This is a genomic window from Kineococcus gurbantunggutensis, from assembly GCF_050871925.1.
Classification (GTDB): Bacteria; Actinomycetota; Actinomycetes; order Actinomycetales; family Kineococcaceae; genus Kineococcus.
In genome coordinates this window covers 1-14,134 of sequence record NZ_JBJLSG010000131.1, presented here as the reverse complement: position 1 = coordinate 14,134, position 14,134 = coordinate 1, and the positions used below count along the sequence as shown (strand labels likewise).

The window sequence follows — 14,134 nt, the reverse complement described above, 5'->3', positions numbered from 1 at the left end:
GGTGGGGGCTGAGGCCCCCGGAGGCGCAGGAGGCCCCCCCCCCCACCACCCACCCCGCCGCCCCCCCGCCCCCGGCCGCCCCCGCCGTCGTGCGTGCGGGGCGGCGCGGTAGCCGCGGGCTCAGTCGAGCAGGTGCGCGTTGGGCAGGGCCTGGCGGGCGAAGGGGTCCACCACCCAGTCGTGGGCGTCGGGCAGCCACTGCACCGCCGCCAGCAGGGCGTCGGCCCAGGTCGACAGCAGCAGCTCCAGCGGCACGCGCCAGCCGTGCTGCCAGCCCTCCCCGTCGTCGTCGAGGACGACGAGCTCGACCTGCGCGGAGGGGGAGCCCAGCCGCACGGCCACCAGCTCCTCGTCGCGGGCGAACAGCGGCAGCAGCCCGGGCGGGGTGCCCGGGCCGGGCCCCTGGCCGGTGGCGCGGCGCACGGCGTCCTCCAGGCCCAGCGGCACCCACCCGCCGGGCCCGACGGTGGGGGCGCTGGTGCGGTAGCGGCTGCGCACCGGCTCGACGCCGTCGACGCAGCGCCACCAGGCGCGGGCGGCGGGCGGCAGCACCAGGCCCAGCCGGCGCTCGACCGCGTCCAGCGCGGCGTCCTCGGCGCCGGGGCGCAGCCGGGTGGCGATGTCCGCGCCGACGCGGGCCCAGCGCGAGCGCAGGACGTCCACGACCTGCAGCACGCGGGTGACCTCGGCGGAGGCGCCGGTCGCGCTGCGCAGGGGGCCGGCGGGGCGGCGCAGGACGGCGGGGGAGGCGGGGGCCGCGGGGGCCGCGGGCGCGGGGTGCGCCGCGGCGCCCGGGCCGCTCAGCGCGGGGCCGGAGCGGGCGGCGCGCACCAGGCGCGGCCGGTCGACGGGGGTGTTCGGCGTCACGGAACCTCCTAGGACCCGCCCGGGGGCGGGGTGGTGCTGGGCGGCGCGCCCGGTGGACCGGGGCGCACCGTGTGCGAAAGGTAGGTCGTGCCGGCCCCGTGCGCACGCCGACCCGGGAGCGCACCGTGAGGTTCTCCATAGTTTCCCCCACGTCACGCGCTGTGACCAGACGTGGTGGTGCGCGATCTGCGCGCGCACCGGGCGCCGCCGGGGGACCTCAGGCCAGCACGAGGTCCAGCACCCGGTCGAACTGCTCGGCCACCCGGCGCGCGGTCGCGGCGCGCAGCGCGTGCAGCGGCTTGCCCGCCCCCTGCGACTGCGGCACGGCCACCCGGTCCGGCAGCGGCTCCAGCACGAGGTCGCCGAACAGCGCCCGCAGCTCCTCCAGGCGGAAGCGCTGCTCGCCGGAGCGGGGGGAGAAGCGGTTGACGAGGACCCCGGCCACCCGCGGGCCGCCGCGCAGCGCGTCGATCTCGTCGAGGGTGCGGCCCACCGCGGCCACGGAGAACCGGCTGGCGTCGGAGACGACGAGGACGGCGTCGCTGGCGCGCCAGGCCGAGCGGGTCAGCCCGCCCAGCGAGGGCGGGCAGTCCAGCAGGGCCAGCTGGTGGTCGTCCAGCTTGCGCAGCGCGCGGCGCAGCGCCTCCAGGTCCACGTCGGCGGGGTCGGGGGCGTCCAGGCCGGCCGAGGCCGCCGAGCCGGTGACCACGTCGAGCATGCCGGGGTGGTCGTCCACCCACCCGCTGGGCGCCACCGCCGACTCGGCCACCCGGCGCTTGGGGGTGCGCAGCACCGCGGCCACGTCGTGGGAGCGCTGCGCGGTCACGTCCAGCCCGGACGTGGCGTCGGCCTGGGGGTCGAGGTCGACGACGAGGGTGCTGACGGAACGGTGCAGGGCGGAGGAGGCCAGGCCCAGGACCACCGACGTCTTGCCCACGCCGCCCTTCGCGCTGCAGACGGCCAGGGTGATCACCGCGCGAGGATACCGGTGGGCGCACGGGCGCGAGGCCCGCGGCGCAGCCGGGGCGGGAGCGCGGCGATGGCCTACAGTGGCACCGGAAGCTGGCTGCGCATCCCGCGCGGGAGAGACCCCGGTCCGGCCGGGGCGCCGAAGGGGCAACATCCCCGGAACCTCTCAGGCGGAAGGACCGCGGGGGACAGGCCGCTCTGGAGGCGCCGTGCTGCGTGCCGACAGACGGGGGCGTCCTGACCGCCGCGACCCCGGAGCGACCGTGACCACCACCGTGCCCGCCCCCGCCCACCAGGCCCCCGACCTGCACGCCGCGGCGCCGCTGCCGTTCAGCGCGCGGCACATCGGCCCCGACGCCGGGCAGGCCGCCCGGATGCTGGCCACCGTGGGCCTGTCCTCCCTGCAGGAGCTCGTCGAGCGCGCCGTGCCCGCGGGCATCCTGGAGCAGCCCGGCGCCCTCGACCTACCGCCGGCCCTCGACGAGGCCTCCGTGAGCGCGGCCCTGCGCGAGCTGGCCTCGCGCAACCGCGTGGTGCCCTCGATGATCGGCCTGGGCTACCACGGCACCCGCACCCCGGCCGTGGTGCGGCGCAACGTGCTGGAGGACCCGGCCTGGTACACCGCCTACACGCCGTACCAGCCGGAGATCTCCCAGGGCCGGCTGGAGGCGCTGCTGAACTTCCAGACCGCCGTGGCCGACCTGACCGGCCTGGACGTGGCCAACGCCTCCCTGCTCGACGAGGGCACCGCCGCCGCCGAGGCGATGACGCTGGCCCGCCGCGCCTCCAGGGCGCCCGCCGGCGCGGTGTTCGCCGTCGACGCCGACGTCCTGCCGCAGACGCTGGCGGTGCTGCGCACCCGCGCGGTGCCGCTGGGCATCGAGCTGGTCGAGGTGGACCTCGACGCCGCCGACCCGCTGGCCGCGCTGGGCGAGCGCGCGCCGTTCGGCCTGCTCGTGCAGTACCCCGGCACCTCCGGCCGGGTGCGCGACCTGGCCGGCGTCGTCGCCGCCGCCAAGGAGCGCGGGGCGGTGGCGGTGGCCGCGGCGGACCTGCTGGCGCTGGCGCTGCTGCGCGCCCCCGGCGAGTTCGGCGTCGACGTCGCCGTGGGCTCCTCCCAGCGCTTCGGGGTGCCGATGTTCGCCGGCGGCCCGCACGCGGCGTACATGGCGGTGCGCAAGGGCCTGGAGCGCAACCTGCCCGGCCGCCTCGTGGGCGTCTCCAGGGACGCCGACGGCGCGCCCGCCTACCGCCTGGCCCTGCAGACGCGCGAGCAGCACATCCGCCGCGACCGGGCCACCAGCAACATCTGCACCGCCCAGGTCCTGCTGGCCGTGATGGCCGGCTGCTACGCGGTGCACCACGGCCCCGAGGGCCTGCGCTCGATCGCCGCGCAGGTCGCCGCCACCGCGGCCCGGGTGGCCGAGGGCCTGCGCGCCGGCGGCGTGGAGGTCGTGCACGAGGAGTTCTTCGACACCGTCCTGGCCCGCGTGCCCGGCCGCGCCCGGCGGGTGGTGGCCGCCGCGCTGGAGGCCGGGGTGAACCTGCGCCTGGTCGACGAGGACCACGTCGGCCTGACCTGCGACGAGACCACGTCGGCCGAGCACGTGGCCGCCGCGCTGGCCGGCTTCGGCCTGGAGCCCGTGCGGGACGCGCCCGGGCACGCCCTGCCCGCCGCGCTGCTGCGCACCAGCGCGTACCTGCAGCACCCGGTCTTCTCGCAGCACCGCTCCGAAACCTCGATGCTGCGCTACCTGCGCCGCCTCTCCGACGCCGACTACGCCCTGGACCGCGGCATGATCCCGCTGGGCTCGTGCACGATGAAGCTCAACGCCACCACCGAGCTGGAGCCGGTGTCGTGGCCGGAGTTCGCCGACCTGCACCCGTACGCGCCCGCCGACCAGCTCGCCGGCACCGCGGCGATGGTCGCCGACCTGGAGCGCTGGCTGGCGGAGGTCACCGGCTACGACGCGGTGTCCCTGCAGCCCAACGCCGGCTCGCAGGGCGAGTTCGCCGGCCTGCTGGCGATCCGCGCCCACCACCGCTCCCGCGGCGAGGCGCACCGCACGGTGTGCCTGATCCCCAGCTCCGCGCACGGCACCAACGCCGCCAGCGCCGTCATGGCGGGCCTGCGGGTGGTCGTGGTGGCCTGCGACGCGGACGGCAACGTCGACCTGGACGACCTGCGCCGCAAGGTGTCCGAGCACGCCGACGACCTCGCCGCCATCATGGTGACCTACCCCTCCACGCACGGGGTGTACGAGGCCTCCATCCGCGAGGTGTGCGCCCTGGTGCACGACGCCGGCGGGCAGGTGTACGTCGACGGCGCGAACCTCAACGCCCTGGTCGGCCTGGCCCGCCCCGGCCGGTTCGGCGCGGACGTCTCGCACCTGAACCTGCACAAGACGTTCTGCATCCCGCACGGCGGCGGCGGCCCGGGCGTGGGCCCGGTCGCGGTGCGCGCGCACCTGGCCCCGTTCCTGCCGGCCACCTCGCCCGAGGCCGACCCCGAGGGCGTCGGCATGGTCTCCTCCGCGCCGTTCGGCTCGGCGGGGATCCTGCCGATCTCGTGGGCGTACGTGCGCCTCATGGGCGCCGAGGGCCTGCGCGCGGCGACCGTGCAGGCGGTGCTCAGCGCCAACCACGTCGCCGCGCGGCTGTCGGAGGCGTTCCCGGTGCTCTACCGCGGCCCGGGCGGGCTGGTGGCGCACGAGTGCATCCTCGACCTGCGCCCCATGACCAAGGCCACCGGCGTGACGGTGGAGGACGTCGCCAAGCGGCTCATCGACCACGGCTTCCACGCGCCGACGATGTCCTTCCCCGTCGCCGGCACCCTCATGGTCGAGCCCACCGAGAGCGAGGACCTCGCCGAGGTCGACCGCTTCTGCGACGCGCTGCTCGCCATCGCCGCCGAGGTGCGCGAGGTCGCCGAGGGCCGCTGGGCGGTGGAGGACTCCCCGCTGCGCCACGCCCCGCACACCGCCGCCGCCCTGACCGGCGAGTGGGACCACCCGTACACCCGCGCCGAGGCCGTCTACCCCGGCGGTCTGGACCCGCGCACGAAGTACTGGCCCCCGGTGCGCCGCATCGACGGCGCCGCCGGGGACCGCAACCTCGTGTGCTCCTGCCCGCCGCTGGAGGACCTCGCCGAGGGCTGAGCCGGTCGCGCCGGGGGTCTGGACCGCGGTCCGGTCCGGGCGGCACCCTGGGGGTGCCGCCCGGACCGCCCGGGCCGCGACCCGGAGGCAGCGGTGAGCGAGGCGACGCAGGACCCCGCCGAGGTCAAGGCGCAGGTGGACCGCTGGAACGCCGCGGTCGTCGAGGAGTTCCGGGCCAACGCCGGGCGCGTGGGGGGCCGCTTCGAGGGCGCCCCGATGGTCCTGGTGCACCACGTGGGCCGCAGGAGCGGCACCGAGCGGGTCAGCCCGATGGTCTACCAGGACGTCGACGGCGCGTACGCCGTCTTCGCCTCCCGCGGCGGGGCCCCCACGCACCCGGACTGGTACCACAACCTCCTCGCCCACCCCGAGACGACCGTCGAGGTCGGCACCGAGACCTTCCCGGTGCGGGTGCGCGAGCTCGCCGGCGAGGAGCGCGCGGCGGTGTGGGAGAAGCAGAAGGCCCTCATGCCCGGTTTCGCCGAGTACGAGGTCAGCGCCGCGCCCCGGCAGATCCCCGTGCTGCTGCTGGAGCGCGCGGGCTGAGGCCCCCCGCGCGGCGTGGCCGCGCCCGCGCCGCGACCCCCGCGGCCTAGGATCGCCGCAGGGGGTGATCACGATGGGGTTCCTGGAGTCGCTGCTGGAGCAGAGCTGGCTGCTGTGGATCGCCGCCGCGCTCGTCCTGGGCATCCTGGAGATCACGGCGATCGACCTCGTCTTCGCCATGCTCGCCGGGGGAGCCCTCGCCGGCGCGGCCGCCGACGCGCTCGGGCTGGGGTTCGTGGGGCAGGTGCTGGTCGCCGCCGCCGTCGCCGGGCTGCTCATCGGCACCATCCGGCCGGTGCTGCTGCGACGGCTGACGATGCCCCCCGTGGGCACGACCAACGCCCCGGCCCTGGTGGGCCGCAGCGCCCTGGTGCTCAGCGACGTCACCGCCCGCGGCGGGCTGGTCAAGCTCGCGGGGGAGACGTGGTCGGCGCGCACCACCCCCGACCGGACGTTCACCGCCGGTGAGGACGTCGTCGTCACCGCCATCGACGGGGCCACCGCCGTGGTCGGGCCCGTCGCGCCGCCGGCGCCCGCTGCGCCGCACCCCGAGGAGGGCACGCCCTGATGGACACCGTCGTGACGCTCGTCGTCCTGCTCCTGGTCGTCCTGTTCGTGGCGATCGTCATCGCCCGCACCATCCGGATCGTGCCGCAGGCCACCGCCGTCATCGTGGAGCGGCTGGGCCGGTACTCGCGCACCCTGGACGCCGGGCTGCACTTCCTCGTGCCGTTCATCGACAAGGTGCGCGCCACCGTCGACCTGCGCGAGCAGGTGGTCTCCTTCCCGCCGCAGACGGTCATCACCTCCGACAACCTCGTCGTGAGCATCGACACCGTCATCTACTACCAGCCGACCGACCCCAAGGCGGCCACGTACGAGATCGCCAACTACATCCAGGCGATCGAGCAGCTCACCGTCACCACCCTGCGCAACGTCGTGGGCTCGCTGGACCTGGAGCAGACCCTCACCAGCCGCGACCAGATCAACGGTCAGCTGCGCGGGGTGCTGGACGACGCCACCGGCCGCTGGGGCATCCGCGTGAACCGCGTGGAGCTCAAGGCGATCGACCCGCCGGCCAGCGTGCAGGACTCCATGGAGAAGCAGATGCGCGCCGAGCGCGACCGGCGCGCGGCGATCCTCAACGCCGAGGGCCTGAAGCAGTCGCAGATCCTCACCGCCGAGGGCGAGAAGCAGTCCTCCATCCTGCGCGCCGAGGGTTCCGCGCAGGCGGCGATCCTGCGCGCGCAGGGCGAGGCGCGCGCCATCACGCAGGTGTTCGACGCCATCCACCGCGGCGACCCGGACCCCAAGCTGCTGGCCTACCAGTACCTGCAGACGCTGCCGCAGATCGCGCGCGGCGACGCCAACAAGCTGTGGATCGTGCCCAGCGAGCTCGGTGACGCCCTGAAGGGCTTCGGCTCGATGTTCGAGGCCCACGGCGGCGCCGACGGCGGCGGTCCCGCCCGCCGCGCCCGCGACGGCGAGGAGCACCACCACGTCCCGGACTTCGAGGAGCCGGTGCTGGAGGACCCCTCCGAGGCGCTGCACCGCGCCCGCGCGGAGGCGGCCGGGGCCAGCGCGGCCGCCGAGGGCGCCACCCGCACCCTCAACGGCCCCGGGGACCCGCTGCCGGCGCAGGACCCGCCCGCCGCGCAGCGCTGAGGCCCGCGCCGACGCTCTCGCGCTCGCGGCGCAGCCGGCGCCCCTCGCGCGCGTACCAGCCGCCGAACAGCGCCACCGCGGTGGCGACCTCCACGAGCGTGCCGCCGTAGTGCAGCAGCTCCGCGCCGGCGCGCACGTCCGCGGTGCCGCCCGCGTGCCCGCCGTGGCCGGGCGCGGCGGGCACGCCGCGCGCCCACAGCAGCTTGGCCACCACGTCGTGCACGGCCGCCGCGACCACCAGCAGCACCGCCCGCGCCGCCACCCCCGGCCGGTGCGGCAGCGGGTCCGCGCCGGCCACCACCGCGCTGAACAGGTACGCGGCCGCCGCCGTGTGCGCGTGCACCAGCGCCCCGAGCCAGGGGCGCTCGTGGGCCAGGGCGAACAGGGGCGTGAGGTAGAACGCGGCCAGCCCGCCCGCCTCCAGCGCCAGCACCACCGGCGCCCACGTCACCACCCGCGACCAGCGCCCGCGCACCGCGCCCAGCAGCGCGCGCCGGGCCCGCAGCGGCAGGGCCCGCAGCGCCAGGGTCACCGGCGCGGCCAGCGCCAGCAGCAGCGGCGCCAGCATCGTGGCCAGCAGGTGCACCACCACGTGGGCGCGGAAACCGCCGGCCGGCAGCACCCCGGGCGCCAGCGCGGGCGCCAGGCCCGCCGCCGCCAGCGCGGCCCCGGCGCCCAGGGCCGCCGCGGTGCGCCGCACCGGCCAGCGGTCCCCGCGCCGGTGCAGCCGCTGCTCGCCCGCCAGGTAGGCGCCCGGCACCAGCACCGCCAGGACCAGCAGCACCGCGTCCACCCCGGCGTCCACCCCCGTGCCCACCTGCGCGCTCACCCGCGCGCCGACCCCCGGGCGCGGCGCCGCGCGCGGACCAGCACCGCGGCCCCGGCCACGGCGCCCAGCGCGCCGGCGAGGTTCCAGGCCAGGTCGTACGGCAGCAGCTCCACGCCGTAGCGCACCTGGTGCAGGCCCAGCACCTTGTGCTGCACCAGCCCGTCGTAGAGCTGGAACACCCCCCAGCCCAGCAGCAGCCCGCCCAGCAGGTGCGGCCGGGAGGCGGCCCGGCGCCGCTGCAGGTCGGCGAAGAGGAACAGCCCGGCCACGGTGGCGATCCAGCCGCCGGCGTGGAAGAGCCCGTCGGAGAACAGGCCCACCTCGAGGGTGGAGCGGTCGTAGAAGTGGTGCCAGTGCAGCAGCTGGTGGAAGACGGCCTCGTCGACGAAGGCCGCCAGGCCCACCCCCGAGAGCACACCGGCCAGCAGGGACCTGCGCGTCACCGCCGGTCCTCAGCCCGCGCGCGGCGGCACGGCCGTGGGGCCGGAGCGGTGCCCGGGGCCCAGCGCCTCGACGACGGCGCTGCGGCGCAGCACCTCCAGCTCGGCGGCCTGCCGGTCGGCGCGGTGGGCGAGCTCCTGCAGCTCCTCCGCGTCCAGCCGCTCGTCCGTCATCGCCAGCTCGCGCAGCGCCCGCCACACCGCACCCTTGCCCAGCACCCCCAGGTGCAGCAGCTCCAGCTCGACGACCGAGCTCAGCGGGGAGCGGCGCAGCAGCCTGCCGTTGCTCTTCAGCGCCCCCGCCGCCTCCGCGGCGCGCCCCAGGGCCTGCAGGCGGCGGTCGGGCTCCACCCCCAGGGAGCGCATGGTGCGCAGCAGGGTGTCCTTGTCCTCGGCGACCTCGCGGGCCAGGCGCGCCAGCGCCTCGCCGGCGTCGCTGCCGCGGTGGCTGCGCGCGGCGCGCGCGAACCGGGCACGGCCGGCGGTGGCGCCGGCGTAGTGGTCGTTGAGGTAGATCGCCAGGAGGCGCTGCCGGTCGGCCGGGGGGGTGCGGTGCTCTTCCACGTCCCTGCACTACCCGCTCGCGGCACCGGGCAACCCCCGCGGCGGTTGCCCTCCCCGGCGCGGGGTAGGGGACCGGCGTGGACCCCAGCGACCGGCAGCTGTCCCTGACCTTCGTCGGCACCGCGACGACCCTCGTGCGCTACGGCGGGCTGACGCTGCTGACGGACCCGAACTTCCTGCACCGCGGCCAGTACGCCTGGCTGGGCAAGGGGCTGGTCTCCAAGCGGCTGACCGACCCCGCGCTGCGGGTGGAGGAGCTGCCCGAGCTGGACGCGGTGGTCCTCTCGCACCTGCACGGCGACCACTTCGACCGGGTGGCCCGCCGCGGGCTGCCGCACGACGTGCCGATCCTCACCACCCCCCACGCCCGGCGCCGCCTGGCCGGGCGCGACGGCTTCACCGACGTCACCGGCCTGGGCGTGTGGCAGTCGCGCACGCTGCGCCGCGGCGACGTGCAGGTGCGCGTCACCGCCGCGCCGGCGCGGCACGCCCCCGAGCCGTGGCAGCGCCTGCTGCCGCCGGTGATGGGCAGCGTGTGGGAGTTCGGGCCGGTGGGGGGAGCGACGGCGTTCACGCTCTACGTCTCCGGCGACACCCTCAACGTGCCGGAGCTGCGCGAGATCCCGATGCGCCACCCGCACGTGGACCTGGCCGTCCTGCACCTGGGCGGCACCACCCTGCCCGGCGGGCTGGTGGTGACGATGGACGGGGTGCAGGGCGCCGACCTGCTGCAGGTCGTCGAACCGGCCCGCGCGGTGCCCGTCCACGTCGACGACTACGGCGTCTTCTGCTCCCCGCTGTCGCACTTCCGCGAGGAGGTCGAGCGGCGCGGCCTGGGCGCGGTGGTGCGCTACGTGGCGCGCGGCGAGACGGCCGTGTTCGCGCCCCGGTGAGCACCGGCGCACCGGGAGCCGGCGCCCCGGGAGCCGGCGCCCCGGCGGAGCCGCCGGGGCTGCCCGAGCGCTCCCCGGGCACCCGGCGCTGGCTGTTCGCCGACCAGCTCGGCCCGCACTTCCTGGACCGGCCCGAGCAGCCGGTGCTGCTGGTGGAGTCCACCGACGTCCTCCGCCGCGCGCCGGTGCACCGCCGCAAGGCGCACCTGGTGCTCTCGGCGCTGCGCCACCGCGCCGCCGAGCTGGGGGAGCGGGCGGTGGTGCTGCGCGCGGGCACCTACGGCGAGGCGCTGGCGCAGGTGGGCGAGCCGGTCAGCGCGTGCGACCCCACCTCCTGGGGCGCGCGCCGCCTCGTGCGGCGCCTGGCGGCGGCCGGGGCGGCGGGCGAGCGCGCCGAGGTGCGGGTGCTGGCCTCGCGCGGCTTCGTCGTCTCCGAGGAGCAGTTCGGGCACTGGGTGCGCCACCGCGCGCGCGGCCGGCTGCTCATGGAGGACTTCTACCGCGACGTGCGCCGCCACCACGGCCTGCTGCTCGACGGCCGCGGCGGCCCGGTGGGGGGCTCGTGGAACCACGACGCCGCCAACCGCGAGCCGCCGCCGCGCTCGGGCCGGCTGGAGGTGCCCGACCCGTGGTGGCCGGTGGAGGACGACGTCGACGCGCAGGTGCGCGAGGACCTGGACCGCCTCCAGCGGCAGGGCGTGCGCTTCCTGGGCGAGGACGGCCCGCGCCGCTTCGCCGTCACCCGCGCCGAGGCGCTGGCGGCCCTGGAGCACTTCCTGCAGCACCGGCTGGAGGCGTTCGGCGCGCACGAGGACGCGGTCCTGTCGCAGCAGCCGTGGATGGCGCACTCGCTGCTGTCGGTGCCGCAGAACCTCGGCCTGCTCGACCCGCTGGAGGTGGCCCGGCGCGCGGAGGAGCACGGCCGCGCCCGGCGGCTGCGGGTGGCGTCGGTGGAGGGGTTCGTGCGCCAGGTCGTGGGGTGGCGCTCGTGGAATTGGCACCTGCACTGGCACCTGGGGCCGGGTTACCGCGAGAGCAACGCCCTACGGGCCCACGAGCCGCTGCCGCGCTGGTTCGCCGACCTGGACGACGGCGCGGTGGGAGCGAACTGCCTGGCGCACGTGCTGCGCGGGGTGCGCGAGGAGGGTTGGGTGCACCACGTGCCGCGGCTGATGGTGCTGGGCGGGTGGGCGCTGCAGCGCCGGTACCGGCCCGCGGAGCTGGCCGACTGGTTCCGGCGCGCCTTCGTGGACGGCCACGAGTGGGTGATGACCACGAACGTGGTGGGCGTGTCCCAGCACGCCGACGGCGGGGTGGTGGCCACCAAGCCGTACACCTCCGGCGGGGCGTACGTGGACCGCATGAGCGACCTCTGCGGCGGGTGCCGCTACGACCCGGCGGTGCGCGTGGGCGAGCGCGCCTGCCCGTACACCGCCGGGTACTGGGCGTTCCTGCACGCGCAGCGGGAGCGGCTGGCCGCCAACCCGCGGCTGCGCCAGGCGCTGCGCGGGCTGGACCGGCTCGGCGACCTGGACGCGGTGCTGGCGCAGGAGCGCGCGCGAGGCGCCGCCCCGCCGTGAGCCGCGCCCCGCCCGCGGGCCGTCAGGGCAGCGCGTCCTGCAGACGCACCGCCCCGACGGTGGTCATCCGCACCACCGGCGCCGAGCCGAACCACACCGCCACCTCGCGCCGGGCCGCCCCGAGGTCCTCGCCCAGGACCACCGCGCGCCCCAGGGTGCCCGCGGCCAGGCCGTCCACGAGGTGGCGCTCGGCGCCCGGGGCCACCGTGAACTGCCCGGCGGGCAGGCCCCGCCCGACGCCCGCCGAGGCCAGCGCGCCGGCGGTGCCGTAGCGGTCGGCGGCGAAGACGCGCTCCGCGCCGGGCATCCGCAGGGCCGCCTCGTCGGCGACCCCCTCGTCGCCGCCGGCCACGGTGGTCTCCCGCACGCCCAGCGCGCTCAGGGTCCGCGCCGCCTGCTCGGCCACGGCCGGGTCGTCGGGCAGCACCACCAGCGGCTGGCCCAGCCCGGCGGCCGGCCCGGCGGCGGCGAGCGCGTCGACCAGGTGGGCCTGCTCGCCGGAGGCGGCCCAGGCGTGCTCGGCGCGCGGCATCAGCTCGGCGAGCGCCCGCGAGGTGGCGTAGCGGTCCGCACCGGCGACGCGGGCCACGTGCTCGACGCCGAGCGCGCGCAGCCGCTTGGCGGTCAGCTCGCCCAGGGCGTCGGCGCCGCCGACGAGCAGCACCGAGCGCACGCCGCGCTCGCCCAGGTACGCGGACGTGGCTGCCGGGACCGCGTCGCGGGTGGCCAGCAGCAGGGGCGCGGCCAGGCTGCGGGCCAGCGGCGCGGCCGACAGCGCGTCCACGAGGTGCGCGTCCTCCCCGCTGACGAGCACGGCGACGTCGGCCTCGGGGAAGCCCTCGCGCGCCACCGCCGCGGCCGTGGCGAACCGGTCCGGGCCGGCGAGCTGGCCGAAGGAGCCCGGGGTGCCGCTGGGCAGCGGCGCGCCGCGGTAGGTGCGGCCCTCGGCGCACCCCGGGTGCGGCACCGGCAGCGCCGGTGAGCAGCGGGGCGTGAGGGTCTCGTAGCCGATCTCGGGCGCGGCCGCGGCCGGTGCCGCCGCGGTGCCGGTGAGCAGCGCGGCGGCGAGCAGGCCGCCGGTGAGCGGGGCGGCGGCGCCGCGGCGGCGCGCGCGGTGCCGCGCGCGGGAGCGCTGCCGGGACGAGCGCTGCTGGGACGGGTGGTGCTCGGACAAGGGATCCCCCCCGGGACGTGGGTGCACCGCCCGCGGTGGCGCGGCGGCCGGGGGAGCGTGGCACCGCCGCGGGCGGTGGTGCAGGGATTTCCCGGTGCCCCCGGTGCCCCCGGTGCGCGGCGCGTCGGGCCGCGGAGCTTGTGCAACGTTGTAGAGAACGGCATGCTCGGACCGGCACCCGCTCGGGTGCGCTCGACGACGAGCAGGAGGAGACCCGTGCCCCGACCGATGCGCAGCCCCTGGGCACCACCGCGCACCCTCGGCACCCCCGGCACCCCCGGCACCCCCGCCCCGCAGGACCGCCGCCGCCGGCGCCGCGCGTCCGTGACGATCGGCGCCGCGGCCCTGTGCGTGCTGACCGGCACCGCGCCCGCGCAGGCCGCCGGACCGTGGCCCTCGGCGCCCGGCGGCAAGCTGACGATGACCGGCGACGTCGGCGACCACGTGCCCGGCGTGGTCGACGACCCCGTGCACGACCCCACGCTGTTCAGCGACCGCGGCACCTACTACGTGTTCTCCACCGGCATCGCGAACCCTCAGGACCCCGGCGGCATCTTCGTGCGCCGCTCCACCGGCTCGCTGGCCGGCCCGTGGGAGTCCGTGGGCGCCATCGCGCTGCCGGAGTGGACGAGGGCGTACGGCGTGGGGCACCTGTGGGCCCCGCACGTCGTCGAGCGCGCCGGCACGTTCTACCTGTACTACGCCGCGTCCTCGTTCGGGACGAACGACTCCGCGATCGGGGTGGCCACCAGCCGCACGCCGGGCGACCTGGACAGCTGGGTCGACCACGGCCCCGTGCTGCGCTCGACGACCGCTGACGACCACAACGCCATCGACCCGCAGGTCTTCTCCGCCCGCGGGAAGTGGTACATCGCCTTCGGCTCCTTCTGGACCGGCGTGAAGGTGCAGGAGCTGCGGGGCATGACCCGGCCCGTGGGCCCGGTCCTGGACCTGGCCAGCAACCCCGTCGACCCGCCGAACGCGATCGAGAACCCGCAGGTCTTCCAGCACGGCGGGTACTGGTACCTCACGGTCTCCTGGGACTCCTGCTGCCAGGGCGTGAACAGCACCTACAAGACGGTCGTGGGCCGCTCCACGAGCCCCACCGGGCCTTTCGTGGACCGCGAGGGCAGGGCCATGACCGACGGCGGCGGCACGCTGCTGCTCGACCGGCGCGGCAACCAGGTCGGCACCGGCGCCCTGGACGTGCTCCAGGAGCGCGGGCGCACCTACGCGGTGCACCACTACTACGACGCGGACACCGGCGGCACGATCCGCATGCAGATCCGCGAGGTGCAGTGGCGCGACGGCTGGCCGACCTTCGGCTACGGCCCCGGCGACGGCGCCCCGCCGGCGTGAGCACCCCCGGGCCGGGCGCCCCCGCGCCCGGGCCGCCACCCCCCCCCGAACACCCCCCCCACACCAGCGCCCGCAGCACCCCCCCCACCC

Annotated in this window: 13 protein-coding genes and 1 riboswitch; of the genes, 7 read left to right on the top strand and 6 right to left on the bottom strand. The window is 77.4% G+C overall.

Features of this window, described 5'->3' with window-relative positions; translation table 11 throughout:
• Nucleotides 1–120: 120 nt before the first annotated feature.
• Both ACRYR7_RS19420 and ACRYR7_RS19415 read right to left on the bottom strand, forming a co-directional pair.
• Nucleotides 121–867, bottom strand: coding sequence for an SMI1/KNR4 family protein (locus tag ACRYR7_RS19420; protein ID WP_432573759.1), 747 nt, complete (start codon nt 865–867; stop codon nt 121–123).
• A gap of 217 nt (nt 868–1,084) precedes the next feature.
• Nucleotides 1,085–1,840, bottom strand: coding sequence for a ParA family protein (locus ACRYR7_RS19415; RefSeq protein WP_432573758.1), 756 nt, complete (start codon nt 1,838–1,840; stop codon nt 1,085–1,087).
• A 97-nt stretch (nt 1,841–1,937) separates the two neighbouring features.
• Nucleotides 1,938–2,028, top strand: a riboswitch (glycine riboswitch).
• A 182-nt stretch (nt 2,029–2,210) separates the two neighbouring features.
• Here ACRYR7_RS19415 and gcvP point away from each other — a divergent pair.
• The 4 genes from gcvP to ACRYR7_RS19395 all read left to right on the top strand — a co-directional run bounded on the left by gcvP (nt 2,211) and on the right by ACRYR7_RS19395 (nt 7,205).
• Nucleotides 2,211–4,994, top strand: a complete 2,784-nt coding sequence (gene gcvP / locus ACRYR7_RS19410; protein WP_432573762.1) for an aminomethyl-transferring glycine dehydrogenase — start codon at nt 2,211–2,213, stop codon at nt 4,992–4,994.
• A gap of 135 nt (nt 4,995–5,129) precedes the next feature.
• Nucleotides 5,130–5,540: a nitroreductase/quinone reductase family protein gene (locus ACRYR7_RS19405; RefSeq protein WP_432573761.1), complete on the top strand. Its 411-nt coding sequence runs from the start codon at nt 5,130–5,132 to the stop codon at nt 5,538–5,540.
• Between the two features lie 73 nt (nt 5,541–5,613).
• Nucleotides 5,614–6,108 carry an NfeD family protein gene (locus ACRYR7_RS19400; RefSeq protein WP_432573760.1) on the top strand — a complete coding sequence of 165 codons (495 nt, stop codon included), beginning with the start codon at nt 5,614–5,616 and terminating at the stop codon, nt 6,106–6,108.
• Entirely contained in the window at nt 6,108–7,205 is a 1,098-nt protein-coding gene (locus ACRYR7_RS19395) for an SPFH domain-containing protein (RefSeq protein WP_432573757.1), read from the top strand. Before ACRYR7_RS19400 ends, ACRYR7_RS19395 begins: the two co-directional genes overlap by 1 nt.
• On the opposite strand, the gene ACRYR7_RS19390 is transcribed toward ACRYR7_RS19395, so the two are convergent.
• The 3 genes from ACRYR7_RS19390 to ACRYR7_RS19380 are packed head-to-tail and all read right to left on the bottom strand — an operon-like array spanning nt 7,150 to nt 9,038.
• On the bottom strand, nt 7,150–8,034 hold the full coding sequence (locus tag ACRYR7_RS19390; protein ID WP_432573756.1) for a cytochrome c oxidase assembly protein: 885 nt from the start codon (nt 8,032–8,034) through the stop codon (nt 7,150–7,152). The genes ACRYR7_RS19395 and ACRYR7_RS19390 overlap by 56 nt on opposite strands.
• Complete coding sequence (locus ACRYR7_RS19385) at nt 8,031–8,477, bottom strand: DUF2243 domain-containing protein (protein WP_432573755.1); 447 nt, start codon at nt 8,475–8,477, stop codon at nt 8,031–8,033. Before ACRYR7_RS19385 ends, ACRYR7_RS19390 begins: the two co-directional genes overlap by 4 nt.
• A gap of 9 nt (nt 8,478–8,486) precedes the next feature.
• On the bottom strand, nt 8,487–9,038 hold the full coding sequence (locus ACRYR7_RS19380) for a hypothetical protein (protein WP_432573754.1): 552 nt from the start codon (nt 9,036–9,038) through the stop codon (nt 8,487–8,489).
• Between the two features lie 77 nt (nt 9,039–9,115).
• Here ACRYR7_RS19380 and ACRYR7_RS19375 point away from each other — a divergent pair, with 77 nt between their 5' ends.
• Nucleotides 9,116–9,931 (top strand): MBL fold metallo-hydrolase, encoded by an 816-nt coding sequence (locus tag ACRYR7_RS19375; RefSeq protein WP_432573753.1) that lies wholly within the window; start codon nt 9,116–9,118, stop codon nt 9,929–9,931.
• A complete protein-coding gene (locus ACRYR7_RS19370) occupies nt 9,928–11,511 on the top strand; it encodes a cryptochrome/photolyase family protein (protein WP_432573752.1) in 1,584 nt (527 codons plus the stop codon). The genes ACRYR7_RS19375 and ACRYR7_RS19370 overlap by 4 nt, the downstream gene beginning before the upstream one ends.
• Before the next feature lie 22 nt (nt 11,512–11,533).
• Here ACRYR7_RS19370 and ACRYR7_RS19365 read toward each other — a convergent pair whose 3' ends face one another.
• Entirely contained in the window at nt 11,534–12,685 is a 1,152-nt protein-coding gene (locus tag ACRYR7_RS19365) for a cell wall-binding repeat-containing protein (protein WP_432573751.1), read from the bottom strand.
• A 216-nt stretch (nt 12,686–12,901) separates the two neighbouring features.
• On the opposite strand from ACRYR7_RS19365, the gene ACRYR7_RS19360 reads away from it, so the two are divergent.
• Nucleotides 12,902–14,044, top strand: a complete 1,143-nt coding sequence (locus ACRYR7_RS19360) for an arabinan endo-1,5-alpha-L-arabinosidase (protein WP_432573750.1) — start codon at nt 12,902–12,904, stop codon at nt 14,042–14,044.
• Nucleotides 14,045–14,134 lie beyond the last annotated feature (90 nt).

What these genes read in the sequence shown, in the direction of transcription:
- gcvP (WP_432573762.1), top strand. Translation starts at nt 2,211, where the DNA reads ATGCTGGCCACCGTGGGCCTGTCCTCCCTGCAGGAGCTCGTCGAGCGC.
- ACRYR7_RS19400 (WP_432573760.1), top strand. Translation starts at nt 5,614, where the DNA reads ATGGGGTTCCTGGAGTCGCTGCTGGAGCAGAGCTGGCTGCTGTGGATC.
- ACRYR7_RS19395 (WP_432573757.1), top strand. Translation starts at nt 6,108, where the DNA reads ATGGACACCGTCGTGACGCTCGTCGTCCTGCTCCTGGTCGTCCTGTTC.